The sequence below is a fragment of the Nocardioides ginsengisoli genome, assembly GCF_039537225.1.
Taxonomy (GTDB): Bacteria; Actinomycetota; Actinomycetes; order Propionibacteriales; family Nocardioidaceae; genus Nocardioides; species Nocardioides ginsengisoli.
The window spans coordinates 17,886-44,376 of record NZ_BAABAC010000024.1 but is presented as its reverse complement, the minus strand read 5'-3'; the positions used below and the strand labels follow the sequence as shown (position 1 = coordinate 44,376).

Genomic DNA, 26,491 nt, shown 5'->3' with positions numbered 1-26,491 from the left:
CTCCTCCGGCAGCTTGCTGCCCCCGCTGCGCCGGAGACGCGCTCGGTCAGTCCAGGTGCCGCCGGCAGCGCGGCGGGAGGCGCTCCTCCGGCAGCTTGCTGCCCCCGCTGCGCCGGAGACGCGCCCGGTCAGTCCAGGTGGAGGTGGAGGGCGTTGGCGAGGCGCTGGGCGGCCTCGGAGATCTCGATGTCGCGCTTGGGGGTCTCCCGGGGGAGCTCGTCGAAGTGGATGCTGGGCGCCGGGCGGGTGGCCTTGACGGCCGCCTCGGCGAGCCGGCGGCTCACGGCCTCGCAGTCGGCGTGGAGTTCGGCGGGTGCGGCGAGCTCTTCGTAGGAGGACATGCCTCGAAGGTAAGCGTTACCGGAGGGTAGACCCAGGGGGATCGCCCCTCACGGAGGCTACGGCTCGGTTAACCTTTCGTATCGTGAATTCACCCACGGGCTCCCTCCTCATCGCCGGCTCGATCGCGACCGACCATCTGATGACGTTCGGCGGCAAGTTCGCCGACTCCCTGGTCGTCGATCAGCTCGACAAGCTCTCGGTCTCCTTCCTGGTCAACGACCTCGAGATCCGCCGGGGCGGCGTCGCCCCCAACATGTGCTTCGGCCTGGCCCGGCTCGGCCTGCGCCCGGTGCTCGTGGGGGCCGCGGGCGAGGACTTCGCCGACTACCGCTCGTGGCTCGAGCGCAACGGCGTCGACTGCGACTCCGTGCACATCTCCGAGAGCAAGCACACCGCCCGCTTCGTCTGCACCACCGACACCACGATGGCCCAGTTCGCCTCCTTCTACCCGGGCGCGATGAGCGACGCCAGCCAGATCGAGCTGCTTCCGATCGTCGAGCGCGTCGGCGCGCCGGCCTACGTCCTCATCGGCGCCGACGACCCCGACGCCATGAAGCGGCACACCGAGGAGTGCCGTCAGCGCGGCTACGCCTTCATCGCCGACTGCTCCCAGCAGCTCGCGTTCGCCGAGGGCGACCTGATCCGCGACCTCATCGACGGCGCGGCGATCCTGTTCTCCAACGAGTACGAGTCGCACGTCATCGAGAAGAAGACCGGCTGGAGCGCCGACGAGGTGCTCGCCAAGGTCGGCCTCCAGGTCACCACGCTCGGCAAGGACGGCGTCCGCGTGACCTCCAGCGACGGCACCTCCTTCGAGGTCCCCGCCGCCAAGGACGTCGCCGCGGTCGAGCCGACCGGCGTCGGCGACGCCTTCCGCTCCGGCTTCCTCGCCGCGCTCACCTGGGGCACCTCGCTCGAGCGCGCCGCCCAGGTCGGCTGCGTCCTCGCGGCCTACGTCGTCGAGACGGTCGGCACCCAGGAGTACGACTTCACCCACGAGCAGTTCGTGGCGCGCGTCCGCGACTCCTACGGTGACGAGGCCGGCGACGAGATCGGGCTGTACCTGTCGGTGCCGAGCGCGTCTCCGGCGCGGTAGGGGCAGCAAGCTGCCGGCGGCGCGCCTCCCGCCGCGCTGCCGGCAGTTGTACCTGTCGGTGCCGAGCGCGTCTCCGGCGCGGTAGGGCAGCAAGCTGCCAGCCCTTGACGTCTGGCTCAGCTCAAGCGTCGGACCACGTAGCGGGGCGCGCCGTCCGCGGCGCGCTCCTCTCCGACGTACTCCTGCCCGCGCATCCGGCACCACGCCGGTACGTCGTGCCGTGCCGCCGGGTCGCGGGCCACGACCGCCAGCAGCTCGCCCACGCCGACCGTCGGCAGCGCCTTCGCCAGCTCGATGATCGGGCGGGGGCAGGGCAGCTCGCGGCAGTCGATCTCGGTCATCGGCTCATTCACAGTCCGGCCCGCTCCCGGATCCCGGTGACCACCTCGCCGAGGGCGGCGCAGAAGGCGTCGACCTCCTCGGCGGTCGTGTCGCGTGTCAGCGAGACGCGGACGTTGCCGTGGGTGAGCGCGCCCATCGCCGCCAGCACGTGGCTCGGCTCGAGGGTCGACGCCGTACAGGCCGAGCCGCTGGCGACCCCGAAGCCGCGCTGCGCGAGCTCGCCGACGATCTCGTCGCCGCCGACGTAGAGGCAGGAGAACGTCACCAGGTGGGGGAGCCGGGCGACCGGGTCGCCGACCACCTCGGTGTCGGGCAGCGCGCCGGCCGTGGCACGGATCCGCTCGACGAGCGCGTACTGGCGCGCGGCCACCTCGTCCCGCTCGGCCAGCACCGCCTGGAGTGCGGCTGCCGCGGCGAGCGCCGCCGGGACGTTCGGGAAGCCGCCGGCCTCCTCGAGCCCGTCGTCGCCGGGGAACGGGTTGGTCCACCGCGTGCCCCGCCGTACGACGAGCACGCCGGCGCCCGCGGGACCACCCCACTTGTGCGCCGACGCGGTCATTGCCGACCAGCGCCGGGGGAGCGGGACGTGGCCGACCGCCGCCGCCGCGTCCACGAGCAGGGGGACGTCGTCGGGCAGGTCGAGGTCGTCGACCGGCTGCAGCGTGCCGACCTCCTGGTTGGCCGCCTGCAGCGCGACCGCGCCCACGCCCGGCTCGCGGGCCGCTGCGGCCATGGCGTCGAGGTCGACCCGCCCGGTCGAGTCGACGCCGACCGCCGCCGAGGCGGGAGCGGGGCGCCAGGTCGCCGCGTGCAGGACCGAGGAGTGCTCGACGGCGCCGTGGACGATGCCGTCACGACCGGTCGCCGCGGTCAGCCCGAGCAGCCCGCGGTGCACCGCGTCGGTGCCCGAGGCCGTGAACGCCACCTCGTCGGGCCGGACGTCGAGCGCCTCGGCCACCACCGCCCGCGCGTTGTCGAGCAGCAGCCGGGCGTCGCGCCCGGCGCGGTGCAGCCGGCGCGGGTCGGCGTACCCCCGGTCGAGGGCCGCCAGGAGCGTGTCGCGGGCCGCCGGATGGAGCCGCTCGGAGGACGCCGCGTCGAGGTAGACCTCGGAGCCACTTGTCACACCCTGACCCTACGGCCGACGGCGCATCCGGAGCCGCCCGCCCTGCAGCTTGCTGCCGGTTCGGCGGCGCAGACGCGCTCGGCCGGAGTGTGTTGAACGGTCTGGTAACGCTGCGACCACGCTCAGGGCAGGCGGCACGCCCCCGCAACGACCCACCCCGCGGCCCGGCCGGGGTCGCCCTCCGCTAGTGTTCGCAGTAATTCTGACCCTCGAGAGGAAGGCTCGTTCGTGGGCTGGTGGCACCCCGAGCGCACGCGCGGCGCGCAGCGACGAATCCGTCGTTCGCTCCCGCTCGCCGGATTCGTCGTACTCGCGATCGCCCTGAGCGGTTGCTCCACCGACACGCAGCTGGAGCGCTTCGGCATGCCGGAGATCGTGTCCGAGCAGGGCACGCACATCCTGCATCTGTGGCAGGGCGCCTGGATCGCCGCGCTGGTGACCGGTGTCATCACGTGGGCGCTCATCATCGGCGTCCCGATCTGGTTCCGTCGCCGTTCCGACGACGAGGTCCCGGTGCAGACGCGCTACAACCTGCCGGTCGAGATCTTCTACACGATCTTCCCCGTCATCATGGTGATCGCGTTCTTCTCGCACACGGTCCGCGTGCAGAACATCGCCCTCGAGCACGTCAAGCCCGACGTGGTGGTCAAGGTCGTCGGCCAGAAGTGGCAGTGGACGTTCAACTACCCCGACTCGGTGCAGACCCCCGAGGGCACCAACGTCTTCGTCGCCGGCACCGGTGACGACATCCCGACCCTGGTGATCCCGGTCCACAAGACCGTCGAGTTCCAGCTCTACAGCCCCGACGTCATCCACGACTTCGGCATCCCGGCCTTCGCGATGCGCATGGACGTCGTCCCGGGCAACCACAACTCGTACCAGGTCACCCCGACCGAGACCGGTCAGTACGCCGGCAAGTGCTACGAGCTCTGCGGCGCCTACCACTCGCGGATGCTGTTCAACGTCAAGGTCGTGACCGAGGCCGAGTACCAGGCCTACCTCACCGACCTGTCGAAGAACCCCGACAACGTGTCGGAGTCGCCGGTCCAGGGTGGTAAGTACGCCACGACGCTCATCAACGACGAGGGAGACCACGAGTGACGACGCTCGCGCGTTCCACGGACCTCACCCAGCGCAAGCCGCTGGGGAAGCAGCTCGTCAGGATCATGACGACGACCGATCACAAGCTGATCGGCAACCTGTACTTCGGCACCGCCATGGCGTGGTTCATCGCCGCGGGCATCATGGCGCTGATCATCCGTTCCGAGCTGGCCTACCCCGGTAGCCAGCTGGTCAACGAGGAGCTCTACAACCAGCTCTTCACGATGCACGGCACGATCATGCTGCTGCTGTTCGCGACGCCGCTGTTCTTCGGCTTCGGCAACGCGATCATGCCGCTGCAGATCGGCGCGCCGGACGTCGCCTTCCCGCGACTCAACATGTTCAGCTACTGGCTGTACCTGTTCGGCGGCCTGATCGCCGGCGCGGGCTTCCTCACCCCCCAGGGTGCGGCGTCCTTCGGCTGGTTCGCCTACTCGCCGCTGTCCGACTCGGTCAACAGCCCCGGCGTGGGCGGCGACCTGTGGATCATGGGTCTGTGGATGGGTGGTCTCGGCACCATCCTGGGTGCGGTCAACTTCATCACCACGATCATCTGCATGCGGGCGCCCGGCATGACCATGTTCCGGATGCCGATCTTCGTGTGGACCGTGCTGATCACCGCGATCCTGGTGCTGATCGCCTTCCCGATCCTCGCCGGCGCGCTGCTCTCGCTCGAGGCCGACCGCCAGATCGGCGCCCACGTCTTCGACACCTCACACGGCGGCGCCATCCTCTGGCAGCACCTGTTCTGGTTCTTCGGACATCCCGAGGTCTACATCATCGCGCTGCCGTTCTTCGGCATCATCTCCGAGATCCTCCCGGTCTTCAGCCGCAAGCCGATCTTCGGCTACATCGGCCTGGTCGGCGCGACCCTCGGCATCGCGATCCTCTCGGTGGCCGTCTGGGCGCACCACATGTTCGTCACCGGGGCGGTCAACCTGCCGTTCTTCTCCGGCATGACCTTCCTGATCGCGGTGCCGACCGGTGTGAAGTTCTTCAACTGGATCGGGACGATGTGGGGCGGGTCCGTACGCATGGACACCCCCATGCTCTGGTCGATCGGCTTCCTCACGACCTTCCTCTTCGGTGGCCTGACCGGCATCATCCTGGCCAGCCCGCCGCTCGACTTCCACGTCTCCGACTCCTACTTCGTGGTGGCGCACTTCCACTACACGGTGTTCGGCACGGTCGTGTTCGCGATGTTCGCCGGCTTCTACTTCTGGTGGCCCAAGCTGACCGGCCGGATGCTCGACGAGCGCCTCGGCAAGATCCACTTCTGGCTGCTGTTCATCGGCTTCCACACCACCTTCTTGATCCAGCACTGGCTGGGCATCGAGGGCATGCCGCGTCGCTACGCCGACTACCTGCCCGGTGACGGCTGGGAGTTCATGAACCAGGTGTCGACCATCGGCGCCTTCATCCTGGCCTCCTCGCTGCTGCCCTTCTTCTACAACGTCTACGTCTCCCGCAAGGGTCCGCTCGTCAACACCGACGACCCGTGGGGCTGGGGCCGGTCGCTGGAGTGGGCCACGAGCTGCCCGCCGCCGCGCCACAACTTCCACCGGATCCCGCGGATCCGTTCGGAGTCGCCGGCCTTCGACCTCCACCACCCGGAGATCGCCGCCATCGAGATGTACGACGACGAGGACGCGGCCGAGCTGGCCGGTACGAAGGGGGCTGACGCCTGATGAAGGTCGAAGCATGGATCTTCGGCGTGACCACGCTGTTCCTGGTGCTGGTCAGCCCGGCGTACTGGTTCATCACCGACGCCAGTGACCACGGCGCCGACTGGACCGGCACCTCCGCCCTGGTCATGACCACGCTCCTGTGCGCGATGGTCACCCTCTACATCGGCTTCCACGCCAACCGCATGGATGCCCGTCCCGAGGACCGCAAGGACGGCGAGATCGCCGAGGGCGCGGGCGAGCTGGGCTTCTTCCCGCCGTACTCCTGGTGGCCGCTCTGGTGCGCCGCCACCCTCGGCCTGATCGTCTTCTCGCTGGCCGTGCTCGCGTGGTGGCTGTTCATCATCGGGATCGTGCTTGGCGCGATCGCGGTGAGCGGCTGGATCTTCGAGTACTACCGCGGCGACTACGCCCACTAGTTCATTCGGCCGAGCGCGTCCTCGGCGCCCTGGGGGCAGCAAGCTGCCAGGGGGCGCCTCCCGCCGCGCTGCCGGCCAGGGACTCAGCTCGCCCGATCGCTCACTGTCGGCGGGGTCACACTCCGGTGTGACACCGCCGACGTGCTTGCTGACGGGTTTTCTGGGCGCCGCCAGTTACCCTTTGTCGGTGAACTTCCCCGTCACCCCCCGTCGCCCGCGCGCGCTGCGCGCCGCCGCCGTCCTCGCGACGGTGGCCCTCCTGGCCGCCGGTTGCGACGGCTCCGGATTCTCCCCGGGTGGGGGTGGCGGGTCCTCCGCCGACGAGACCACCGCCGCGGCGGCCGTCGAGGCGGTCGTGACGACCAATGTCGCCGACAAGGCGACCGGCGTCCCGGTCGACAAGGTCGTGCGGGTCAGTGCCGAGCACGGCACGATCAGCTCGGTCGTGGTGCGCTCCGCGGCCGGCCCGGTCACCGGACGTCTCGTCGCCAACGGCGCCCGCTGGGTGTCCGTGGGCGGCCTCGAGCCCGCCACCCGCTACCGCGTCCGTGCCGTCGCCAAGAACGGCGAGGGCAAGTCGGTCGAGAGCATCTCGAGCTTCACCACCCAGGCGCTGTCCCTCGACCAGCAGGCCTATCCCTCCGTGGCGCCCCTGCAGGGCGAGACGGTCGGCGTCGGCATGCCGGTCGTGGTGTCCTTCGACCTGCCGGTGCAGGACAAGGCGAGCTTCGAGCGGCACATGACGGTGACGTCGACGCCGGCGCAGGCCGGTTCGTGGCGCTGGGTGAGCGACACCGTCGCCCACTGGCGGCCGAAGACCTACTGGCAGGCCGGCACTTCGGTCAGCGTCGACATCGGCATCAACGGCGTCTCCGCCGGCGGCGGCGTCTACGGCCAGGAGGACCGCAAGGTCTCCTTCAAGATCGGTGACGCGCACGTCTACAAGGTCAACGCGCAGACCCACCAGATGAAGGTCTTCTCCAACGGCAAGCTGCTGCGCACCATCCCGATCACGACCGGCAAGCCGGGCTTCATCACCCGCTCCGGCACCAAGGTGATCATGGAGAAGTTCGCTCAGCGCCGGATGAACTCCGAGACGGTCGGCATCCCCGCCGGCTCGGCCGAGGCCTACGACATCAACGACGTGAAGTGGGCGATGCGGCTCACCAACTCCGGTGAGTTCATCCACGCCGCGCCGTGGTCGGTCGGCTCGCAGGGCCACGCCAACGTCTCCCACGGCTGCACCGGCATGAGCACCGACAATGCTGCCTGGCTCTACGCGATGAGCCGCCGCGGCGACGTCGTCGAGTACGTCGGCACCAACCGGCCGATGGAGTCCGACAACGGCTACGGCGACTGGAACATCCCGTGGAAGACCTATCGGGCCGACTCCGCGCTCGGCTGAGTGTTCGGCGGAGTGGTCGGCTGAGTGTTCGGCTGAGTGCTCGGCGGAGTGCTCGGCGGAGTGCTCGGCGGAGTGCTCGGCTGAGGGCTCAGCTGAGGGCTCACGGGTAGCCGACGAGCTGCTCCTCGCTGAGGATGAACCAGCCGTCCAGCCACACGTAGTGCATGACGACGGCGCCGACCGCGATCGCGGCGACGATGAGCCCGCGCACCCGCCGGCTCGAGCGCCAGCCGAGCTCGGCGAACGGGAAGCAGAAGATCAGCGTCAGCATCCCGTACCGGATGATGCTCGGCGTCGGCCGCGCGGAGGCCAGCAGGAAGGCGCTGTAGGACGCCGCCCAGAACCGCAGCTCGACCGGCCAGCGACGCGCGTCCGGCCGGAACAGCATCCAACCGGCCGCCGCGACCGCGACGCCGACCACGAAGGTCATCGCGGCGCCCATGGTCCACGAGGAGACCAGCCACGACTCCCAACCCGCGCCGGGGTCGGCCCAGGCCGCCTGGGTCTTCGGGTAGGCGTCGAGGCGCCCGGTGACGAGCGCGGCCGTCAGCGGCCACAGCACGAAGCCGACCGCCGTGCTGGCCGCGGCGAGCGCGAGCCCGCCGTACGTGGTGCGGGGGAGGGGGCCCTCCTGTCGCCGTCGCATCAGCGCATGCAGCACGACGACCGGCCCGAACGCGATCGCGATCGGGCGGGTGAAGCCGAGGACGATCATCGCCACGCAGAACCAGCCGTACCGTCGCCGCCGCAGCAGGTCGAGCGCCGCCACGACGACCAGCAGGCCCAGGCCCTCGCTGTAGGCGGTCACGAACGTCGGCGCCGCGGGGAACGCGTTGATCGCGATGACCAGCCCCGCCGCGAGCCACGGACCCGCGTGCTCCCGGACCAGCCGGTAGAGCCAGCAGAACGCGATCGTGCTGGTCAGCACGCTCACCAGGCTGGCCGCGACGACGAACGAGCCGCCGGTCAGCGGCATGAGCACGCGGACGAGCGTGGGGTAGAGCGGGAGGAAGGCCCACGGGTTCATGGTGACCACGCCGTGGTGGTCCGTCGGCAGGTCGCCGGGATAGCCATGCTCGGCGATCGTCTGGTACCACTGCCCGTCCCAGTTGGTCGCGACCCCGAGGAAGCCGGGATCGGCGGGGTGGTGGACGTGGATGTAGGCGTTGTCGGCGAAATCGTCGGTGGAGACCTGGTGGGCGCTGACGACCTCGATCAACAGGATGTCGAGCAGGCGCGTCAGCAGGCAGGCGGCCAGCGGGACCCAGTAGTAGGTCAGCAGGGTCCCCAGACGGCGCTGGATGCCCTTCTCGCGGCGCTGCTGGAGCATGGAGTCCCCTTTCCGCGCCGAGGTTAGTCGCGCAGCGCTGCTCGGGGCAGGGGAGTGGCGCAGGTCTGGGCGTTCGGACCGGGGTGGTCTAGTCCTTCTGGGCCATCTGCGTCCGCCCCCTGCGCCGACCCGGCACAAACTGGCTCGCGAAATGCACTGACCCGGCACAAACCGGCTCGTGAAATGCACTGACCCGGCGGAAACTTCTGCCGGCTCGATCATCGGCGGGGATCGCATCAACCAGGTTCACCGGATCCGCGCCGATCACCCACGGCGGGCCACGGCTCTGCCCAAAAAAGAACCGGCCGCCACCCCCGGGGGAGTGGCGGCCGGTACGGCGTACTCAGTGGTCGGCGGGACCGTGCCGGTTGGGGCCGGCGGCGATCTGCGACTCGAGCTCGTGCAGCTCGTGCTCGGCGTGGTGCTGAGCCTCGTGCAGCTCCTCGGCGGTCGGCTTCTGGACGTTGTCCGCGAAGAACAGCCGGGCGAGCTTGGCCCGCAGCTTGCGCACGCGCAGCTCGCGACCGGTCGCACCCGAGGCCTCGATCTCCTCGTCCGTCTCCGGACGCGGGTCGTCGTCGCGCGCGGTGAGCGCGTAGGCCTTGCCCTGGGGGAGCGGCAGGTGCTTCTCGGCGTAGGCGCCCTCGGCGGAGCGGACCAGGACGCCCGACTCGTAGCCGTGGAGCAGCTTCTCCTCGTCGTGACGCTGCAGCGAGATGCACCAGCGACGCGTGATGTAGAAGGCGATGGCCGGTCCGATGAACACCGCGCCACGCATGAAGTACGTGATCTCGTTGATGCTCAGGTGCAGCTTGATCGCGATGATGTCGTTGCCGCCCGCGGCCCAGGCGAGGCCGTAGAAGGTCATCAGCGAGGCCATGATCGCGGTGCGCGTCGGAGCGTTGCGCGGGCGCTGGAGCAGGTGGTGCTCACGCTTGTCGCCGGTGATCCACGACTCGATGAACGGCAGCGCCATCAGGATCATCAGCATCAGCGGAGGCATCACCAGGATCGGGATCATGATGTTCCACGAGAGCGTGACGCCCCAGATGTGGGTCTCCCAGGCCGGGATGATGCGGAGCAGACCGTCGGGCCAGCCCATGTACCAGTCAGGCTGCGAGCCCGCGGTGACCTTGGACGGGTCGTAGGGGCCGTACTTCCAGACCGCGTTGATCGAGAACAGGCCGCCCATCGTCGCGATGACACCGAAGACGATGAAGAAGAAGCCGCCCGCCTTCGCCGCGTAGACCGGGAGCATCGGGTAGCCGACGACGTTCTCCTCGGTGCGACCGGGGCCGGCCCACTGGGTGTGCTTGTGGTAGACGAGCAGCAGCATGTGGGCGGCGACCAGCGCGAGCAGCAGACCCGGGATGAGCAGGATGTGCATCGCGTAGAAGCGGGGGATGATCGCGTCGCCCGGGAACTCGCCGCCGAACAGGAAGAACGACATATAGGTGCCGACGACCGGCGAGGCCTTCATGAAGCCGTCCGCGGCCCGGACGCCGGTGCCGGAGAGCAGGTCGTCAGGCAGCGAGTAGCCGGTGAAGCCCTCGATGGTGCCGAGGAGCAGCAGCAGGCAGCCGATGATCCAGTTCAGCTCGCGCGGCTTGCGGAACGCGCCGGTCAGGAAGACGCGGAGCATGTGGATCATCATCGAGGCGATGAAGATCATCGCGCCCCAGTGGTGCATCTGCCGCATGAGCAGACCGCCACGGACGTCGAACGAGATGTCGAGCGCCGAGGCGTACGCCGACGACATGTGCACGCCGCGCAGCGGGTCGTAGGCGCCGTTGTACTGGACCTCGCTCATGCTCGGGTCGAACCAGAGCGTGAGGAAGACACCGGTCAGCAGGACGACGACGAAGCTCCACAGGGCGATCTCGCCCAGCATGAAGGACCAGTGGTCGGGGAACACCTTGCGGATGTTCTTCTTCATCATCGAGCCGAGGCCGAGACGCTCGTCGGCCCAGGTGGCGATCGCACCGGCGCGCTGAGCGCCCTTGGTGGTCGCGGGGGTCGTGCTGTTGGTCGAGGCGACCTTGCTCAGATCAACGCTCATAGTAGTCACGCTCCCAGAAGCTCGGGCCGACCGGCTCGTCGAAGTCGCGCTGGGCGACGAGGTAGCCCTCGTCGTCCACGGCGATGGGCAGCTGCGGCAGCGGGCGTCCGGCGGGGCCGAAGACGACGCGGCCGGAGTCCGCCAGGTCGAAGGTGGACTGGTGGCACGGGCACAGCAGGTGGTGCGTCGTGCGCTCGTTCAGCGAGATCGGGCAACCGACGTGGGTGCAGATCTTGGAGTAGGCCACGATGCCCTGGACGTCCCAGTTGGCGCGACTCTTGCCGTGGGCGTCCTTGCCGGGCTTGATGTCCTCGGGCTGCATGCGCAGCAGGATCAGCGACGCCTTGGACTTGTGGATCTGCAGGTTGACACCCTCGACCTCGGTCGGGTCGATGCCGTAGCGCTCGGGGTTGTGCAGCGCGTCGGGCTGGCAGTTGACCAGGTCGCCGATCTCGAGGTCGGAGGCCAGGATCGGGGTCCAGATGCCGTCGCGGACGATGCGCATCGGGGCCGACTTCGTCCCCTTGCCCCAGATCGTGTGGTAGAGCTTGTCGCCCGGCAGCGGGCCGAGGTCGCGCAGCATCACGACCGCCGGCAGGCCGAGCAGGCCGACCGCGCCGAGGAGTGAGTTGCGGATCAGCGGACGACGTCCGATGCCCGACTCGTTGATGCCGTCGGTGAGCGCCTGGACGGCGACCTCGCGGTCGGCGTCGCTGGAGCGGGCCGGGTGGCGCAGCTCCATGATCTCGTGGTCGGCCATGAGCTTGCGGGCCCAGTGGATGACGCCGACGCCGATGAACATCAGCGCGAGGCCGAGGCTCAGGCCCAGGGCCATCGTGGACGCGCCGAAGCCCGCCACGATCGTCCAGTTGTCACCGATGTCGAGGGTGAAGTACGCGACCAGGAAGAGGACCGTGCAGACGGCCGACAGGCCGAACAGCGTGGCCACCTGGCGCTCCGCGCGCTTCTCCTTGGCGGGGTCGACGTCGGTCGGCCGCCAGTGGTGCTCCGGGAGACCCGGGTCGGCGATCGGCCCGGCGGGGACCAGCTCGCCCCCGTGGGGGTCGGAGTGGGTGTCGTGTGCGTCGCTCACGCTGCCGCCTCGTCCTTCTTCTTGCTCGAGCGGGTGGTGTGTGCCGCGATCCAGACGGCGAAGCCGACCAGGAGGCCGAGGCCGAAGATCCAGGCGATGATGCCCTCACTCACGGGGCCGAGGCTGCCGAGCGTGAGACCGCTGTAGCTGGGCGCCTTGTTCAGCTCGTTGAGGTAGGCGATGACGGCCTTCTTGTCCTCCGGCGGGATGTTGCCGTCGGAGAAGGTGTCCATCGACTGCGGACCGGTGAGCATCGCCTCGTAGATGTGCTTGGAGTCGACGCCGCGGATCTTGGGGGCGAAGCCGCCGCGCGGCATGGCGCCGCCGGAGCCCTCGAAGTTGTGGCACGCCGTGCAGTTGGCGAGGAAGATCTGGCCGCCGCGGACGACGAGCGCGTCGATCTGGTCCTGGCTCATGCCATCGGTGGAGTAGAGCTCCTTGTCCGGGATGGCCGGACCGGTGCCGAGCGAGCCGACGTACGCCGCGAGGGCCGCCGTCTCCTCCTTGGTGAAGACGGACTCCTTCCGCGGAGCCTGGACGCCGGGCTGGGCCATCGGCATCCGGCCGGTGCTGACCTGGAAGTCGACGGCGGCGGCGCCGACGTCGGTCAGGGCCGGGCCGTACTGCGAGCCGCCCTGGGTGAGGACGCCCTCACCGTTCTGGCCGTGGCAGAAGGCGCAGCTGACGATGAAGAGCTGCCGGCCCTCCTTGATCAGCGCCTGCTGGTCGGTGTTCGAGTCTGCCTGGGCAGGCGCGAACGCGGCGTACAGGCCACCGGTCAGGAGGAGGCCGCACACCAGCACCAGGAGGCCGGCGATCGGGCCGCGGCGGTGCCGGGAGAGGCGACCGGCGGAGCGGTTCAGAAGGCGCACAATCAGTCCTTGCGAGTCCGGGTCGGGCGTGGGGTCACTTGATGAGGTAGATCGTCGCGAACAGGCCGATCCAGACCACGTCGACGAAGTGCCAGTAGTACGAGACGACGATCGCGCTGACCGCCTGCTCGTGGGTGAAGCGCTTGGCGACGTAGGTGCGGCCCAGGACGAAGAGGAAGGCGATCAGACCGCCGGTCACGTGGATGCCGTGGAAGCCGGTGGTCAGGTAGAACATCGTGCCGTAGCCGTCGTGGGGGATCGTGACGCCCTCGTGGATCAGCTCGGAGTACTCCAGGGCCTGGCCGCCGATGAAGATCGCGCCCATGACGTAGGTGAGGATGAACCACTCACGCAGACCCCACTTGCCCACCTGGAGCAGCGAGCCGGCACGGCTCACCTGACCCCGCTCCGCGGCGAAGACGCCCAGCTGGCAGGTGAACGACGAGAGCACCAGGATCGTGGTGTTGATCGAGGCGAACGGGACGTTCAGCAGCTGGGTGTTCTCCGACCACATCTCGGGCGAGACCGAGCGGATCGTGAAGTACGACGCGAAGAGCGCCGCGAAGAACATGAGCTCGCTGGACAGCCAGATGATGGTGCCGACGGCGACCATGCTCGGTCGGTCGTGCTGGCCGTGAAGGCGCGAAGCCGGGAGGGATGCCGTTGCAGAGGTCGCCACGGGCGCCATTATTGCCTCATCGGTTGCCGGGGGCATCCCGACCCCCCGGTTCGGGCGCGTTCCACGCGGCACCTACGCTCAAAGACGTGTCTACAGGGTGGGTGGTGACCGCGGCGGCCGGGAGCGTCCAGGACCTCCCGCCGTTCGACGCGGGCGCGTTCTGGGGCCAGTGGGGCCTCGAGCCGCTGCCGCTGGTGATCACCGTGTGGGCCACCGGCCTCTACCTCGTCGGCGTCGCCTCGCTGCGTCGCCGCGGCGACGCCTGGCCGGTCGGCCGGTCGATCGCCTGGGTCGTCGGGATGCTGGCGTTCTACGTGGCGACGTCGTCCGGGCTGGCGGCCTACGACACGGTGCTGCTGAGCGCCCACATGGTCCAGCACATGGTGCTGTCGATGGTCGTGCCGCTGTCCCTGGCGCTGGGCGCCCCGGTCACGTTGGCGCTGCGCACCCTGCCGCGCCGGCCCCGCGGCTGGCTGCTGGCGGTGCTGCACTCCCGGTTGGCCAAGGTGCTCGGCTTCCCGCCGCTGACCTTCGCGCTCTACGTGCTCTCGCCGTGGGCGCTCTATTTCTCCGGCTGGTACGACGCGTCGCTGCGCTCGACGTACGTCCACGAGATGATGCATGTGCACCTGGTGCTGGTCGGCGCCCTCTTCTTCTGGCCGATCGTGGGCGTCGACCCCCTGCCCGGCCGGGTCGGCCACCCGTTCCGGGTGCTGCTCACCGTGATGACCCTGCCTTTCCACGCCTTCCTCGGCGTCACGATCATGGGGCAGAAGGCGCTCCTCGGCGGTGACTGGTATCCCTCGCTCCACCACGGCCCGCTCGGCGCCTGGCTGCCCGACCCCGAGGCCGACCAGCGGCTCGCCGGCGGGATCCTCTGGGGTGCGGGCGACCTGGTCGGCCTGGTCTTCTTCGTCATCCTCTTCGTGCAGTGGGTGCGCTCGTCGCTGAAGGAGGCCGAGCGGGAGGATCGCCGCCTCGATCGGCTGGAGCGGCTGGAGCGGCTGGAGCGGCTGGAGCGGCGGGAGGAGCGGGAGCGGCTCGCCGCGGCGGACGTCACACCCCCGGACCCCGGGCCGTCCGAGTAGCATCGCGCGGGTGAGCTCCACGAAGCCTCTGAAGGTGCTGGTCTACAGCGACGACGTGCACACCCGCGAGCAGGTCATCCTGGCGCTGGGCCGCCGTCCCCACCCGGACCTGCCCGAGCTGGAGTACGTCGAGGTGGCGACCGAGCCGGTCGTCATCCAGAACATGGACGCCGGCCACCTCGCGCTCGCGATCCTCGACGGCGAGGCGGTCCCGGCCGGTGGCATGGGCATCGCCAAGCAGCTCAAGGACGAGATCCGCGACTGCCCGCCCCTGCTCGTCCTGACCGGGCGTCCCCAGGACGCCTGGCTCGCCACCTGGTCGCGCGCCGACGCCGCCGTACCGCACCCGATCGACCCGATCCAGCTCGCGGAGGCGGTCGTCTCGCTGCTCCGCTCGCGCGTCCCGGCGTGAACACGGCGGTGACCTGGCCCGACGTCCTCGGCACGCTCGTCGCGGGGGAGGACCTCGCGCCGGAGCAGGCGACCTGGGCGATGGGCGAGATCCTGGCCGGCGCCGCCTCGCCCGCGCAGATCGCGGGCTTCGTCGTGGCGCTGCGCGCCAAGGGCGAGTCGATCGACGAGCTGACCGGCCTGGTCGACGCGATGTACGCCGTGATGACCCCGATCAGCATCCCCGGACGGCTGCTCGACGTGGTCGGCACCGGCGGCGACCGCTCGTTCTCGGTCAACATCTCCACGATGGCGGCGATCGTCGCGGCCGGCGCGGGCGCGCGCGTGGTCAAGCACGGCAACCGCTCGGCGTCCTCGAAGTCCGGCACGGCCGACGTCCTCGAGGCGCTGGGCGTCCGGCTCGACCTGCCGGTCGACCGGGTGGCCGCGGTCGCCGACGAGGCCGGCATCACCTTCCTCTTCGCCGCCGCCTTCCACCCCGCGATGCGTCATGCCGCGGTCCCGCGCAAGGAGCTCGGGATCGGGACGGCGTTCAACGCGCTCGGCCCGCTCTCCAACCCGACCAAGCCCGCCGCACAGGCCATCGGCTGTGCCGACCCGCGGCTGGCGCCGGTGATGGCGGGCGTGTTCGCCCGCCGCAGCGTCGACGCCTGGGTGTTCCGGGGCGACGACGGGCTCGACGAGCTGACCACGACCACCACCTCGCGGCTGTGGGTCGTCCACGGCGGCGAGGTGCGCGAGACCACCGTCGACCCGACCGCGCTCGGCCTTCCGATCGCGACGACCGAGGACCTGCGCGGCGGCGACGCCCGCCACAACGCGGGCGTGGTGCTCGACCTGCTCGACGGCAAGCAGGGGCCCGTGCGCGACGCCGTCCTGCTCAACGCGGGCGCGGCTCTCGCCGTCTACGACGCCCCGGGCGAGCCCGTCGACGAGGCCCTCGCCGCCGGCATCGCGCGCGCCGCCGAGGCGATCGACTCCGGCGCGGCGCGCGCCACGCTCGACCGCTGGGTCGCGGCTAGCGCGGGCTGAGCAGCACCAGGTCGCCCGCGCGCTGGTCGACCCGCCAGCCGAGCTCGAGCAGCGCGTAGGTGAGCGGCTCGTCCTCGGGCAGCAGCGCGGCCGCGGGATGGAGCCGCCCGAGGGTGTCGTCCCAGTGGGGCTCGAGCCGGCCGAGGTCGACGTAGCGTGCGAGCTCGGCGTCGGTGTAGACGTCGCCGTAGCCGTGCAGAGGGACGTCGAGCCGCGGCTCGGTCCACAGCAGGACGCCACCCGTCGGCCAGTCGGTCACCACGAGGCTGCCCGCGGGCAGCTGGCCGAGCCGGTCGGCGAACGGCCGCACCGGGGTCGCCGCGTCGTCGACGATCCGCTGGAAGGGCGCCACGACCACGACCAGCGCGCCCAGCACGGCGACCAGCGCCAGCTCGCGGGCGCCGAGCCGGGGCCGGCTTCCGCGGCGACCGAGCTCGGACGCCACGACCACCGCGAGGGTGATCACGGCGAGCGGCACGGTGCGCCCCGAGTAGACGGCGAAGGCGCCGCCGAGCGCCAGCAGGCCGATGTCGTAGGGCCGGACCTCCGCGCGGCGTACGAGCAGCAGCACCGCGGCGGCGAGCAGCGCGGCGAGCGGTGCGGCGCCGAGGCTGAGGAGGTGGGGGACGTTCCACTCGCCGAAGTACTCCGAGCGGGAGTTGACCTCGAGCACGGCCGTCAGCAGCCGCGGGCCGACGGGGGTGACCAGCGCGAAGCCGAGCATCAGCACCGGTACGGCGAGCAGCTCGGCCGAGCGGCGCCGCCCCGGCCGCTGCTCGACGACGAGCAGCACCGCGAGGAAGGCGCACACCGCGACGCCGATGATCCACATGCCGTGGCTGGTCGCCCACACCCAGCCGAGCGGTCCCAGCAGCCAGGGGGCGCGGCCGGTGCGGCGGGCGCGGTCCCAGGCGGCGAGGACCAGGATCAGGAAGAGATAGCTCAGCACCTGCGGGCGCAGCGACAGGCTGGGCAGGCAGCCGAGGACGACGACGGCGCTCAGCGCGACCGCGACGCCGGGGCCGGCGTAGCGGCGCAGCAGCAGGTGGACGGCGGCGACGAACACCACGACGACCAGTGCGAAGAGCACCACCAGACCCGAGCGGCCCAAGGTGTCGGACAACCACGACATCCCCATCTGCGGCAGCCACTGCGTCGGCGCCCAGTCGGCCGTCGACGCCGCGCTGAGCTGGCCGGGATGGCTCACCGACCAGCCGTGGCGGAACTCCTCACCGAAGCGCAGGTGGAAGTAGGTGTCGAACGAGCGGAACGGCCGCCGGACCAGCGCCACCAGCAGCGCCGTCAGGAGCAGGCCGATCAGCAGCGGCGTCACGCGGGCGAGCAGCGGGAAGCGCGGCTCGCTCCGCAGGCCCTGCGCCACCGGCGCGGTCACGATCAGTCGAGCCCGATGGAGAACGCCGCCTCGAGGTCGTGGCGCGAGTAGGCCCGGTAGGCGATGTGGGTCTCGGTGTCGACGACGCCCTCGACCTTGTTGAGCCGGTCGGCCACCACGGTGGCGATGTCGTCGTGCGAGCTGACCCGGACCAGCGCGATCAGGTCGATCTGGCCGGTCACCGAGTAGACCTCGCTCACGCCCTCCAGCGCCGCGATCGCCTCGGCGACCTCGGGGATCCGAGCGGTCTCGGCCTGGACGAACACGATGGCGGTGATCATGGGCCAACTCTAGTGACCAGCGGCGTGCCGGTGTGGCGCCCCGCGCCCTGCACCGGGCAGGCCCACTCGCCGACCACCTCGACCAGCCGGACGCCGGGCGACTCGAGCCAGCGCAGGATCTGCTCGGACTCCTCGGCCGAGGCCGCCGGTGTCGGGCCGATGGTGGGCAGGACGGTCTCGGCGCTCGCGCGCAGGCCCTCGACGTAGGTCACGGCGTCGGCGCCGGGCGGGATCACGCCGGCGGCGGCGAGGCGGCCGTGGCGGACGACGTGGACCGCCCAGCGGCCGTCGTCCTCGCGGCGGGCGGCGACCACCTCGGGGCAGCCGGTGAGCGCGGTCAGCCGCTGGGTGCGGGCGGCGGCGCGGACGAAGTCGGCGAGCCGGTCGCGGTGGTGGGCGGCCTCCTCGAAGCGCTCCTCGGCGGCGAGGGCGCTCATCCGCGCCTGGACCAGGTCGACCACGTCGTCGGGACGGCGGAGCAGGGTGTCGCGCAGCTGGCGGACGACGGCGGCGTAGGTCTGCGGGTCGACGCTGCCGTCGCAGGGGGAGAGGCAACGGTGCATCTCGGCCAGCACGCAGGCGCTGCGGTGGGGCTGGCGGGCGAGCCGGTCGTTGCACTGCCGGATCGGGAACACCTCGTGCAGGGCGGCCAGCGAGCTCTCGGCCGCCGACGTGGAGGAGAAGGGGCCGAGATAGTCGGCGTCGTCGTCGAGGATCCGCTTGACCAGCGACAGCCGCGGCCACGGCTCGCGGGTCAGCTTGAGCCAGGTGACCTTCTCGGGGTGGCGCGAGCGGCGGTTGTAGGGCGGCTTGTGCTCGGCGATCAGGCGCAGCTCGCGCACCGACGCCTCGAGCGGGGTGGCGCACTCGACCGCGCTGACCGAGGAGGCGATCTGCACCATCTCGCCGATGCGGGTGCGCTTCTCGGAGGCGGTGAAGTAGCTGCGCACCCGGCGCCGCAGGTCGCGCGAGGTGCCGATGTAGAGGACCCGCGAGCGGTCGTCGCGGAACAGGTAGACCCCCGGCGCGTGGGGGAGCTGGTCGGCCAGATGGCGCTTGCGGCGGGCGGCGCCGGCCACCTTGGAGGAGTAGCCCTGCAGCTCCTCCAGGGTCTGGACGCCCAGCCCGCCGAGGCGCTCCATCAGGCCGTGCAGGACGTCGACCGTGGCCCGCGCGTCGGCGAGCGCGCGGTGGTTGGGCGTCGTGCCGGACCGGAAGACGCGGGCCAGCGACGACAGCTTGTGGTTGGGCGACTCGTCGCGGGTGACCACGTGGCGGGCCAGCTTGACCGTGTCGAGGATCTCGAAGTCGGGCCAGGCGATGTCGAGCTGGAGCGCGTTGTGCTTGAGGAAGCCCACGTCGAAGCGGGCGTTGTGGGCCACGATCACCGAGCCCGCCGCGAACTCGAGGAAGGCCGGCAGCGCGGAGCGGATGGACGGCGCGTCGGCCACCATGCCGTTGGTGATGCCGGTGAGCACCGCGATGAACGCCGGGATCGAGGTGTGCGGGTTGACCAGCGTCTGGAACTCGCCGAGGACCTCGCCGCCGCGCACCTTGACCGCGCCGATCTCGGTGATCTGGTCGCCGTCGCCGGGGGAGCCGCCGGTGGTCTCGAGGTCGACCACGCAGAAGGTGACGTCGTGCAGCGGGCGCCCGAGCTCGTCGAAGCCGCGCTGCTGCTCCCACCGGTGGCCGGGTGCAGGAGGGGCGGTGGTCATGTCCTCGACGGTAGGCCGAGGGTCCGACAGAACCCCGCAACCCGGCCGTCCGGGGCCGTGTCGGGTCGGGTCGGGGTCGCGTCGGGGGTTTGTGTCGGACCCTGCTGCCACCGTCGTGGGCATGACGACAAGGATCGATTGCGACACCTGCGTGGTGCGCGGCCTCGCCTGCCACGACTGCGTGGTCACCGTGCTGCTCGGCCCGCCGCCCGAGCTGATGATCGACGACGACGAGCTGCGCGCGCTCGACGTCCTGGCCGACGGTGGCCTGGTGCCCCCGCTGCGCCTGGTGCAGCCGGTCGACGGCCCGCAGGTGGAGTCGGCGTGAGGGCCCGTCCGTGGGAGCAGAGGGGCGGGTGAGGCCCAGGAGGCTGGTGTGATCTGTGTGACAGCGCAATCGCCGCCAACACGCGGGGCGGGGTTTGGACTGGCCGCGTGGCCCGACTACCCTGCTCGTTCAGGTGTCCGAGGAAGTGGGTCGACCGACCCGCGCGGACACCGCGCTGAGTTCGGATCCACTCGGGGGTCCGGAGCCGGGGAACCAACCACTCTGGGGTGAGTCCCGTACGAGGCGCGCCGACCTCCGTCCGATCCGGACGAGGGTGGGGGCGAGGAGTGCGGGTAGGGCGAGTCGTGCCCGAACCCGTCAGCTCACCCGGTAGGCGTACGACACCAGAGGGGACCGCCAGCACGTGCTGAACGGCCGGACACGTACCACCGCTGCGCTCGCCGCGCTAGCAGTCACCGGATCCATCGCGCTCTCCGTGAGCACCGCCGGCAACTCCGCGCAGGCCCAGCCCGACATCGAGACGGTCCGCGCCCGCGTCGACCGGCTCTTCCACGAGTCCGAGCAGGCCGCGGAGCGCTACAACGACGCGCGCCTCGAGCTCACCGAGCTCAACGGCGACCTCAAGTCGCTCGAGGCCGACCAGTCCCGCCAGGGCGACGCCCTCGCCGGCGTCCGCTCCGACGTGCGCGCCTCGATCATCCAGCGCTACCAGACCGGCGGTCTCGGCCCGGCCGGCCAGCTGCTGGCCTCCGACTCGCAGGGCTTCCTCGACGACCTCTCCACCAGCTCCACCGTCGGGGAGCTGCAGGACTCGCTCCTCGCCGACTACGGCACCGAGCTCGAGGCCTACACGATCCGCAAGGACCAGACCCAGAAGCGCCGCGACGACATCGCCGCGCTGCAGAAGACCCTCGCCACGCAGAAGAAGTCGGCCGACGACAAGCTCGCGCAGGCCAAGGAGCTGCTCTCCAAGCTCGAGGCCAAGGAGCGCGAGGCGATCCTGTCTCGCGGCTCCGACCGCCCGATCGACTCCTCGTCGATCTCGGCGAGCGGTCGCGCCGCGATCGCCATCAAGTACGCGCTCGCCCAGGTCGGCGACGCCTACGTCTGGGGCGCGGCCGGCCCCAACGCCTTCGACTGCTCGGGCCTGACGATGATGGCCTACGCGCAGGCCGGCGTGAGCCTGCCGCACTCCTCGCGGGCGCAGTACAGCAGCGGCCGCCACGTCTCCAAGTCAGAGATGCAGCCGGGCGACCTGGTCTTCTACTACAGCCCGATCAGCCACGTCGGCATCTACCTCGGCAACGGCCTCATCGTCCACGCCGCCAACCCCGGCGCCGGCGTCAAGGTCTCCAGCGTCGACGAGATGCCCTTCGCCGGAGCCGTCCGCCCGGGCTGATCCCGGGCTGATCCCGGGCTGATCCATGCGCAACCTGGCGGCGCTCCTGCTGACCGTGGGGCTCGTCGCCGGGGGCTGCTCGAGCGGCGAGTACGTCGCGCCGCCACCGGCGCGGGTGAGCGACGCGGCCGATCCGGTCGCGGCCGCCGCCACGCTGGTGACCCTGCAGGACGCCGTCGAGCACGGTGACGCCGCGGCGGCCGGCGCGCTCGGCGCCGACGCGCAGGGCACCGCGCTGCTCGAGGCGGTCGCCCGCAACGCCCACGCGCTGGGCCTGAGCGACATCGGCTTCACCTACCTGACCGAGACCGGCCGCACCGACGGCGCGCACGGCTGGGACGGCGACGTCACGGTCACCTGGCGCGTCGACGGCTTCGACGCCGCGTCGTCGCGCGTCGAGCTCCCGATCTCCTTCGCCGACGGCGGCGACCGGATCGCCGCGATCGGCGCCGGCAACGGCCGGCTGCCGCTGTGGCTGGCCGGGCCGCTCGTCGTACGGCGGGCGGGCGACGCGCTGGTCGCGGTGTCGGGCGACGACTCCGAGGTGGCCGACCGCTACCTGCCGGCGGCGCGGCGCGCGGTCGCGGGCGCGCGGGCGGTGGTGGGCGGGCGGACCCGGCTGATGGTCGAGGTCCCCGACAGCACCGACCTCCTGCACCGCGCCCTGAACGCGCCCAACGGCTCCTACGCCGCGATCGCCGCGGTCACCGCGCCGGTCGACGGCTCGAAGGCGCCGGGCAGCCCGGTACACGTCTTCCTCAACCGCACCGTCTACGACGGCCTCGACAAGGTCGCCGCCCAGGTCGTGATGACCCACGAGGCGGTGCACGCCCTCACCGGCGCCCCGCTGGCGCAGAACGCACCCCTGTGGCTGGTCGAGGGCTTCGCCGACTACGTCGCGCTGCGCGACGTCGCGCTGCCGACCAGCCGGACCGCGGGCCAGATCATCGCCCAGGTCCGCAGGAGCGGTGCACCGAAGGCCCTGCCCGGCCCCACCGACTTCGACCCGACCGCGAGCCACCTCGGCGCCGTCTACGAGGCGGCCTGGCAGGTCTGCGTCACGCTGGCCGAGCACGGGGGAGAGCAGGCGCTGGTGCGGCTCTACCGCGCCGTCCTCGGCGGCGCCGACCTGGCGTCGACCCTGCGCACGGAGCTCGGCTGGACCGAGGCCGAGCTGACGGCAGCCTGGCGTGCCCGCCTCACCGCGTTGGCGGGTGCGCCACACTAGGTCCGTGGAGAACGGAGCGGCGGTACGCCGGGTGGCGCTCGGCACCACGTTGATCGGCGCGGCCGCCTTCCTCCTCCTGGCGGTGACCCAGGTCCCGTGGCATCCGGTCCCCGGCGGCACGCCCCCTCCGGTGACCGCGTCGTCCGTCTTCACGCCCGCCGAGATCGCCCGCGGCGAGCACTTCGCGCTGTGGGCGCGGGTGTGGAGCTGGTCCTCGCTCGCCGTGTCGCTGCTCGTCGCCTGCTGGCTGGGCTTCGGCCGCACCGGACGGGCGCTCGTGGCGCGACTGCGCGGCTGGTGGTGGCTGCGCGTGATCGTGATCGTGGCGGCGCTGACCGTGCTCGGCAGTGTCGTGACGGTGCCCTTCGGCTACGCCCTGCGCCGGCTCAGCCTCAGCCAGGGACTCGCCGCCGGCACGTGGGGCGGCTGGGCGATCGACATCGTCAAGACCGACCTGGTGGCGATCGTGTCCACCTCGATCGCGATCATCGCGCTCGTCGCCTGCATGCGCTGGCTGCCGCGGCTGTGGCCCGCCGTCGCCGGCCTCGCGGCCGCGGGCCTGGTCGTGCTGGGCTCGTTCGCCTACCCGCTCGTCGTCGAGCCGGTCTTCAACCACTTCACGACGCTGCGCGACGGACCGCTGCGCAGCGAGGTGCTGGCGCTCGCGAACAAGGAGGGCGTCCACGTCGACGACGTCCTCGTCGCCGACGCCTCGCGCCGCACCACCACGCTCAACGCCTACGTCTCCGGCTTCGGCGACACCCGCCGCGTCGTCCTCTACGACACCCTGCTCGAGAGCACCCCGCGCGACGAGACGTTGTCGGTGGTCGCGCACGAGCTCGCGCACGCCAAGTACGACGACGTCCTCACCGGCACCGCGCTGGGCGCGGCCGGCGCGCTCTTCGGTGTGGGGCTGCTCGGGCTGCTCCTGCCGGCCCGCCGCGAGCAGGGTGAGCAGGAGGCCGGCCGCTCGCCGTACGGCGTCGGGGTGGGGTTGGTGCCCCGCGTGCTCGCCCTGGTGGCGATCGGCACGCTGGTCGCGGCCCCGGTGCAGAACGCCATCAGCCGCAAGATCGAGACCCGCGCAGACCAGACGGCGCTGGAGGTGACGAACGCTCCACAGGCGTTCGTCGACCTTCAGCGCCGGCTGGCTCTGCGCTCGCACGCCGATCCCACACCGCCGGCTTGGTCACAGTTCTGGTTCGGCTCGCATCCCACGGTCCTGCAGCGGATCGGGTTGGCGAACCGGTATCTGGCTAAGGGTTGACCGCGCCGTTGAAGCTGCTCTGAGACTCACCGAAGAGCCCGCCGACGCCGCCGCCGAAGAGCGTGACCGCTCCGACCAGCATGGCCGCGATCAGGGTCACCATCAGGGCGTACTCGACGGCGCTGGCACCGCGCTGTCGGGCGCCGTCCGGGTGCTTGGTGCGCTGCATCTCCACCGTCTCCATCGTCGTCTGGTCAGGGCTTCCGGTACAGCGACAAGGGCCGCGCCGATCGCTCGGCCCGGCCCTTGGTCGTCAGTAGCTGAAGGTCAGCCCTTGACCGAGGAGCCGACCTTGTTGAACAGGTCGCTCAGGTTGCCACCGAGGAAGGTGACCGCACCGATGATGATGATCGCGATCAGGGCGACGAGCAGGCCGTACTCGACTGCCGTCGCACCGCGCTCGTCGTCCTTGCCGAAGCGAGCGTTGAGCAGGATGTTCAGGTACTGGATCACGGGGGTTCTCCCTCTGCACTGGTTCTGTGTCCCCGGGGAGTACTTCCCCGATAGCCAGAACTCTGCCGGATTGCGCGTTCAGAGGGATCGGGAGTTCGTCTTGTCGCTGCTAGTCACTTGGGACTAGACCATCGTTGCTTTCTACCGAGCGGACGGCTGCACCGTGGAGAGCAGGCCGATCCGCATCGCGGTGACCAGCGCCTGGGCGCGGTTGGCGGCCCCGAGCTTCTGGTAGATCCGCGCGATGTGCGACTTGGTGGTCGACTCCGAGAGGTACAGCTTGGCGCCGATCGCGGCCGCGTTGAGGCCCTCGGCGAGCAGCAGCAGGACGTCGTGCTCGCGCTCGGTGAGCGCCGTCGACTCGGCCGACTGACGGCGCATCATGGCGCCCACCAGACCGGCGCAGACGAAGGCCCTGGGGGAGACGGCGGCGTGCCGGGCGGCCTTGATCACCTCGGTCGACGGGGCGTCCTTGCCGACGAAGCCGGACGCGCCGGCCTGCATGGCGGCGAAGATCTGCTCGTCGCCGGAGTGCATGGTGAGGACGATCAGGCCGATCTCGTCGCTGTCCTTGCGCAGGGTGCGGACCACGTCGAGGCCGGTGCCGTCCTGCATCTGCAGGTCGGTGATCACCACGTCCGGCTTCATCTCGCGGGCGCGGTGGATGCCCTCCTGCACGGAGCCGGCGGTGGCGACGACGCGGAGGTCCGGCTCCAGGTCCAGGACGGCGCCCAGGCCGTCGCGGATGAGCTCGTGGTCGTCGATCAGCAGGACGGTGATGGTGTCGCTCATCGCTTCTCCGTGAGTGTCGGGGAGCCAGCGGCGGTGGTGCCAGCGCCGCTTGTCGTACTCCGGGGTGTCTTCAAAGCCACCGAGACCGTGAGACCACGACTGGCGTTGTCGCGAACCACGAGCTCCGCACCGATCAGTCTGGCACGTTCGCGCATGATCTTGAGGCCATGCGAGTCCGTACGTGCCGTCTGCAGCCCGACGCCGTCGTCGGTGACGGTGATGATCGCCTCCGGCGCATAGACCTGGCAGCGGACGTCGATCGAGCGCGCGCGGGCGTGCTTGACCGCGTTGTTCATCGCCTCCTGGGCGATGCGGAACAGCTCCGCCTCGACCTCCGGCCGTAGGCGGGTGGGCTGCTCGTCGAGCCGGACCCGGATCGGGATGCCCGACGACTCCGACAGGTGCCGCGCGACATTGCTGATCGCGGCGCCCAGGCTCTCGTTCTCGCCGATGCTGGTGCGCAGGTTCATCACCGACTGGCGGACCTCGGCGACGACCTTCGTGACCCGGTCGCGCAGCATGCCGAGCGCCTTGGCCTGCGCCTCGTCGGCGGGGCGGGCCGCGAGCGCGTCGATGATGTAACCGAGCGAGGCGATGTCCTGGGCCACCCCGTCATGCATCTCGCGGGCCAGTCGGTTGCGCTCGTCGGCGGTGGCGGCGTCGCGGAACTGCGCGAAGAGCAGTGCGGCGTCGAGCTTGACGGCGGTGTCGGCCACGTGATTCGCCATGGTGGCGAGCGGCAGCGGGTGGGACTCGTCGGCCTCGGCCGGCCGGAGCCCGGCCACGATGGCGTGCTCGCTGACCCGGAAGGCGAAGCCCTTCCCGATCTCGACCGGACGGGCGTCGGCGCCGAACTGCATCCGGACGTCGCCCGCGAGCGTCTCGCTGGCCAGCGCGTCGGCGGGGTCGAGCTCCTTGGTCGACGCGACCGGTGTCAGCGTGTCGCCGCGCGGGACGTAGAGCACCAGCCCGCGGTTGGGGATCCCGTCGCTGACCTGGCTGAGCAGCTCGCCGCCCAGCACACCGACGTCGAGGCCGGAGCTGAGGCTGCCGGCCAGCTCGAGCAGCTGCTTGAGGTGCTCCTGGGCGTCCCGGTACGGCGCGAGCGGGTCGGGGATCCGGTCGGAGGAGAACGTGACCGCCGCGATCAGGCTGAGGCCGAGGCCGGCCATCGCCCAGGTGAAGATGGACACCGCCTGCTCGGAGGTGATCTTCTGCCACCACATCAGGCCGAGGGCGACGGCGGCGATGACCTCGATCAGGACGGTGCGGACCATGGTCCGGATGCCCGCGATCGCCGTGGCGTAGAGCGGCGGCACGACGAGCGCCGCCAGCACGACCGGCGCGTCGCCCAGGCCGAGCGCGCAGATCACGCCGATCGCGGCGGCCTCGGTGGCCGGGCTGAGCGAGAGCTCGAGGTCGCGTCGGGTCGAGGTCACTGCCTGGTAGACCCAGACCGCGCTCACCGCGGCGAGCGAGAGCAGCCCCTCCTCCTGGTGCAGCCAGAGCAGCGGCACGCCGATGGCGAGCAGCGCGAAGAGCCGCGCTGCGCCTACCACGGCGAAGGTCTGGCTGCTCGGCATCACACCAG

Annotated in this window: 27 protein-coding genes and 1 riboswitch; of the genes, 12 read left to right on the top strand and 15 right to left on the bottom strand. The window is 71.0% G+C overall.

What is annotated here, in order from left to right; all coding sequences use genetic code 11:
- Window positions 1–128: 128 nt before the first annotated feature.
- Window positions 129–341 carry a hypothetical protein gene (locus tag AB4880_RS13425; RefSeq protein WP_367919718.1) on the bottom strand — a complete coding sequence of 71 codons (213 nt, stop codon included), beginning with the start codon at window positions 339–341 and terminating at the stop codon, window positions 129–131.
- Between the two features lie 140 nt (window positions 342–481).
- On the opposite strand from AB4880_RS13425, the gene AB4880_RS13420 reads away from it, so the two are divergent.
- Window positions 482–1,438 carry a carbohydrate kinase family protein gene (locus AB4880_RS13420; protein ID WP_379228990.1) on the top strand — a complete coding sequence of 319 codons (957 nt, stop codon included), beginning with the start codon at window positions 482–484 and terminating at the stop codon, window positions 1,436–1,438.
- A gap of 116 nt (window positions 1,439–1,554) precedes the next feature.
- On the opposite strand, the gene AB4880_RS13415 is transcribed toward AB4880_RS13420, so the two are convergent.
- Both AB4880_RS13415 and AB4880_RS13410 read right to left on the bottom strand, forming a co-directional pair.
- Window positions 1,555–1,779, bottom strand: coding sequence for a sulfurtransferase TusA family protein (locus tag AB4880_RS13415; protein ID WP_367919716.1), 225 nt, complete (start codon window positions 1,777–1,779; stop codon window positions 1,555–1,557).
- Between the two features lie 8 nt (window positions 1,780–1,787).
- The gene (locus tag AB4880_RS13410) at window positions 1,788–2,906 is read right to left on the bottom strand and encodes a cysteine desulfurase family protein (protein WP_367919715.1); all 1,119 of its coding nucleotides are present in this window, start codon (window positions 2,904–2,906) and stop codon (window positions 1,788–1,790) included.
- 228 nt (window positions 2,907–3,134) lie between these two features.
- Here AB4880_RS13410 and ctaC point away from each other — a divergent pair, with 228 nt between their 5' ends.
- The 4 genes from ctaC to AB4880_RS13390 all read left to right on the top strand — a co-directional run bounded on the left by ctaC (window position 3,135) and on the right by AB4880_RS13390 (window position 7,516).
- Window positions 3,135–4,007 carry an aa3-type cytochrome oxidase subunit II gene (gene ctaC, locus AB4880_RS13405; RefSeq protein WP_367919714.1) on the top strand — a complete coding sequence of 291 codons (873 nt, stop codon included), beginning with the start codon at window positions 3,135–3,137 and terminating at the stop codon, window positions 4,005–4,007.
- Window positions 4,004–5,695 carry an aa3-type cytochrome oxidase subunit I gene (gene ctaD / locus AB4880_RS13400; protein WP_437440502.1) on the top strand — a complete coding sequence of 564 codons (1,692 nt, stop codon included), beginning with the start codon at window positions 4,004–4,006 and terminating at the stop codon, window positions 5,693–5,695. The genes ctaC and ctaD overlap by 4 nt, the downstream gene beginning before the upstream one ends.
- On the top strand, window positions 5,695–6,111 hold the full coding sequence (locus AB4880_RS13395) for a cytochrome c oxidase subunit 4 (RefSeq protein ID WP_367919713.1): 417 nt from the start codon (window positions 5,695–5,697) through the stop codon (window positions 6,109–6,111). The genes ctaD and AB4880_RS13395 overlap by 1 nt, the downstream gene beginning before the upstream one ends.
- 187 nt (window positions 6,112–6,298) lie before the next feature.
- Window positions 6,299–7,516: a L,D-transpeptidase gene (locus AB4880_RS13390; protein WP_367919712.1), complete on the top strand. Its 1,218-nt coding sequence runs from the start codon at window positions 6,299–6,301 to the stop codon at window positions 7,514–7,516.
- 100 nt (window positions 7,517–7,616) lie between these two features.
- Here the strand turns inward: AB4880_RS13390 and AB4880_RS13385 are convergent, their stop codons facing one another.
- The 5 genes from AB4880_RS13385 to ctaE form a co-directional block, all read right to left on the bottom strand.
- Window positions 7,617–8,846, bottom strand: a complete 1,230-nt coding sequence (locus tag AB4880_RS13385) for a putative hexosyltransferase (RefSeq protein WP_367919711.1) — start codon at window positions 8,844–8,846, stop codon at window positions 7,617–7,619.
- Window positions 8,847–9,189: 343 nt separating this feature from the next.
- Window positions 9,190–10,905, bottom strand: a complete 1,716-nt coding sequence (gene qcrB, locus AB4880_RS13380) for a cytochrome bc1 complex cytochrome b subunit (RefSeq protein ID WP_367919710.1) — start codon at window positions 10,903–10,905, stop codon at window positions 9,190–9,192.
- A complete protein-coding gene (gene qcrA / locus AB4880_RS13375; RefSeq protein WP_367919709.1) occupies window positions 10,895–11,998 on the bottom strand; it encodes a cytochrome bc1 complex Rieske iron-sulfur subunit in 1,104 nt (367 codons plus the stop codon). Before qcrA ends, qcrB begins: the two co-directional genes overlap by 11 nt.
- Entirely contained in the window at window positions 11,995–12,870 is an 876-nt protein-coding gene (gene qcrC, locus AB4880_RS13370) for a cytochrome bc1 complex diheme cytochrome c subunit (protein WP_367919708.1), read from the bottom strand. Before qcrC ends, qcrA begins: the two co-directional genes overlap by 4 nt.
- Window positions 12,871–12,904: 34 nt before the next feature.
- On the bottom strand, window positions 12,905–13,558 hold the full coding sequence (gene ctaE, locus AB4880_RS13365) for an aa3-type cytochrome oxidase subunit III (RefSeq protein ID WP_367919707.1): 654 nt from the start codon (window positions 13,556–13,558) through the stop codon (window positions 12,905–12,907).
- A gap of 77 nt (window positions 13,559–13,635) precedes the next feature.
- On the opposite strand from ctaE, the gene AB4880_RS13360 reads away from it, so the two are divergent.
- From AB4880_RS13360 to trpD, 3 genes are read left to right on the top strand one after another with little or no spacing between them, the layout of a single operon-like run.
- Window positions 13,636–14,637, top strand: a complete 1,002-nt coding sequence (locus tag AB4880_RS13360) for a cytochrome c oxidase assembly protein (protein WP_367919706.1) — start codon at window positions 13,636–13,638, stop codon at window positions 14,635–14,637.
- 10 nt (window positions 14,638–14,647) lie between these two features.
- Window positions 14,648–15,049, top strand: a complete 402-nt coding sequence (locus tag AB4880_RS13355) for an Rv3143 family two-component system response regulator (protein WP_367919705.1) — start codon at window positions 14,648–14,650, stop codon at window positions 15,047–15,049.
- Complete coding sequence (trpD, locus tag AB4880_RS13350) at window positions 15,046–16,080, top strand: anthranilate phosphoribosyltransferase (protein ID WP_367919704.1); 1,035 nt, start codon at window positions 15,046–15,048, stop codon at window positions 16,078–16,080. The genes AB4880_RS13355 and trpD overlap by 4 nt, the downstream gene beginning before the upstream one ends.
- Here the strand turns inward: trpD and AB4880_RS13345 are convergent.
- Genes AB4880_RS13345 through AB4880_RS13335 form a run of 3 tightly spaced genes read right to left on the bottom strand, consistent with a single transcriptional unit; the run spans window position 16,067 to window position 19,472 of the window.
- Window positions 16,067–17,473, bottom strand: coding sequence for a hypothetical protein (locus AB4880_RS13345; protein WP_367919703.1), 1,407 nt, complete (start codon window positions 17,471–17,473; stop codon window positions 16,067–16,069). The two genes, trpD and AB4880_RS13345, sit on opposite strands and share 14 nt — an antisense overlap.
- A gap of 2 nt (window positions 17,474–17,475) precedes the next feature.
- Entirely contained in the window at window positions 17,476–17,754 is a 279-nt protein-coding gene (locus AB4880_RS13340) for an Lrp/AsnC family transcriptional regulator (protein ID WP_367919702.1), read from the bottom strand.
- The gene (locus AB4880_RS13335; protein WP_367919701.1) at window positions 17,751–19,472 is read right to left on the bottom strand and encodes a DEDD exonuclease domain-containing protein; all 1,722 of its coding nucleotides are present in this window, start codon (window positions 19,470–19,472) and stop codon (window positions 17,751–17,753) included. The genes AB4880_RS13340 and AB4880_RS13335 overlap by 4 nt, the downstream gene beginning before the upstream one ends.
- A gap of 121 nt (window positions 19,473–19,593) precedes the next feature.
- Here AB4880_RS13335 and AB4880_RS13330 point away from each other — a divergent pair, with 121 nt between their 5' ends.
- The 4 genes from AB4880_RS13330 to AB4880_RS13315 all read left to right on the top strand — a co-directional run bounded on the left by AB4880_RS13330 (window position 19,594) and on the right by AB4880_RS13315 (window position 23,655).
- Window positions 19,594–19,800, top strand: coding sequence for a hypothetical protein (locus AB4880_RS13330; protein WP_367919700.1), 207 nt, complete (start codon window positions 19,594–19,596; stop codon window positions 19,798–19,800).
- Window positions 19,801–19,963: 163 nt separating this feature from the next.
- Window positions 19,964–20,152: riboswitch (cyclic di-AMP (ydaO/yuaA leader) on the top strand.
- An 84-nt stretch (window positions 20,153–20,236) separates the two neighbouring features.
- Window positions 20,237–21,160, top strand: coding sequence for a C40 family peptidase (locus AB4880_RS13325; RefSeq protein WP_367919699.1), 924 nt, complete (start codon window positions 20,237–20,239; stop codon window positions 21,158–21,160).
- Window positions 21,161–21,185: 25 nt separating this feature from the next.
- On the top strand, window positions 21,186–22,388 hold the full coding sequence (locus tag AB4880_RS13320) for a hypothetical protein (protein WP_367919698.1): 1,203 nt from the start codon (window positions 21,186–21,188) through the stop codon (window positions 22,386–22,388).
- A 4-nt stretch (window positions 22,389–22,392) separates the two neighbouring features.
- On the top strand, window positions 22,393–23,655 hold the full coding sequence (locus AB4880_RS13315; protein ID WP_367919697.1) for a M48 family metallopeptidase: 1,263 nt from the start codon (window positions 22,393–22,395) through the stop codon (window positions 23,653–23,655).
- Here AB4880_RS13315 and AB4880_RS13310 read toward each other — a convergent pair.
- From AB4880_RS13310 to AB4880_RS13295, 4 genes are all read right to left on the bottom strand, one after another.
- On the bottom strand, window positions 23,645–23,824 hold the full coding sequence (locus tag AB4880_RS13310) for a Flp family type IVb pilin (RefSeq protein WP_367919987.1): 180 nt from the start codon (window positions 23,822–23,824) through the stop codon (window positions 23,645–23,647). The two genes, AB4880_RS13315 and AB4880_RS13310, sit on opposite strands and share 11 nt — an antisense overlap.
- Before the next feature lie 98 nt (window positions 23,825–23,922).
- Window positions 23,923–24,108: a Flp family type IVb pilin gene (locus AB4880_RS13305; protein ID WP_367919696.1), complete on the bottom strand. Its 186-nt coding sequence runs from the start codon at window positions 24,106–24,108 to the stop codon at window positions 23,923–23,925.
- 141 nt (window positions 24,109–24,249) lie between these two features.
- The gene (locus AB4880_RS13300; RefSeq protein WP_367919695.1) at window positions 24,250–24,900 is read right to left on the bottom strand and encodes a response regulator; all 651 of its coding nucleotides are present in this window, start codon (window positions 24,898–24,900) and stop codon (window positions 24,250–24,252) included.
- Window positions 24,897–26,483 carry a sensor histidine kinase gene (locus tag AB4880_RS13295; protein WP_367919694.1) on the bottom strand — a complete coding sequence of 529 codons (1,587 nt, stop codon included), beginning with the start codon at window positions 26,481–26,483 and terminating at the stop codon, window positions 24,897–24,899. Before AB4880_RS13295 ends, AB4880_RS13300 begins: the two co-directional genes overlap by 4 nt.
- Window positions 26,484–26,491 lie beyond the last annotated feature (8 nt).

What these genes read in the sequence shown, in the direction of transcription:
- AB4880_RS13295 (WP_367919694.1), bottom strand. Translation starts at nt 26,483, where the DNA reads ATGCCGAGCAGCCAGACCTTCGCCGTGGTAGGCGCAGCGCGGCTCTTC.
- qcrB (WP_367919710.1), bottom strand. Translation starts at nt 10,905, where the DNA reads ATGAGCGTTGATCTGAGCAAGGTCGCCTCGACCAACAGCACGACCCCC.
- AB4880_RS13310 (WP_367919987.1), bottom strand. Translation starts at nt 23,824, where the DNA reads ATGCAGCGCACCAAGCACCCGGACGGCGCCCGACAGCGCGGTGCCAGC.
- AB4880_RS13420 (WP_379228990.1), top strand. Translation starts at nt 482, where the DNA reads ATGACGTTCGGCGGCAAGTTCGCCGACTCCCTGGTCGTCGATCAGCTC.
- AB4880_RS13385 (WP_367919711.1), bottom strand. Translation starts at nt 8,846, where the DNA reads ATGCTCCAGCAGCGCCGCGAGAAGGGCATCCAGCGCCGTCTGGGGACC.
- AB4880_RS13300 (WP_367919695.1), bottom strand. Translation starts at nt 24,900, where the DNA reads ATGAGCGACACCATCACCGTCCTGCTGATCGACGACCACGAGCTCATC.
- AB4880_RS13330 (WP_367919700.1), top strand. Translation starts at nt 19,594, where the DNA reads ATGACGACAAGGATCGATTGCGACACCTGCGTGGTGCGCGGCCTCGCC.
- AB4880_RS13415 (WP_367919716.1), bottom strand. Translation starts at nt 1,779, where the DNA reads ATGACCGAGATCGACTGCCGCGAGCTGCCCTGCCCCCGCCCGATCATC.
- AB4880_RS13340 (WP_367919702.1), bottom strand. Translation starts at nt 17,754, where the DNA reads ATGATCACCGCCATCGTGTTCGTCCAGGCCGAGACCGCTCGGATCCCC.
- AB4880_RS13320 (WP_367919698.1), top strand. Translation starts at nt 21,186, where the DNA reads ATGCGCAACCTGGCGGCGCTCCTGCTGACCGTGGGGCTCGTCGCCGGG.
- ctaE (WP_367919707.1), bottom strand. Translation starts at nt 13,558, where the DNA reads ATGGCGCCCGTGGCGACCTCTGCAACGGCATCCCTCCCGGCTTCGCGC.
- AB4880_RS13335 (WP_367919701.1), bottom strand. Translation starts at nt 19,472, where the DNA reads ATGACCACCGCCCCTCCTGCACCCGGCCACCGGTGGGAGCAGCAGCGC.
- AB4880_RS13425 (WP_367919718.1), bottom strand. Translation starts at nt 341, where the DNA reads ATGTCCTCCTACGAAGAGCTCGCCGCACCCGCCGAACTCCACGCCGAC.
- AB4880_RS13395 (WP_367919713.1), top strand. Translation starts at nt 5,695, where the DNA reads ATGAAGGTCGAAGCATGGATCTTCGGCGTGACCACGCTGTTCCTGGTG.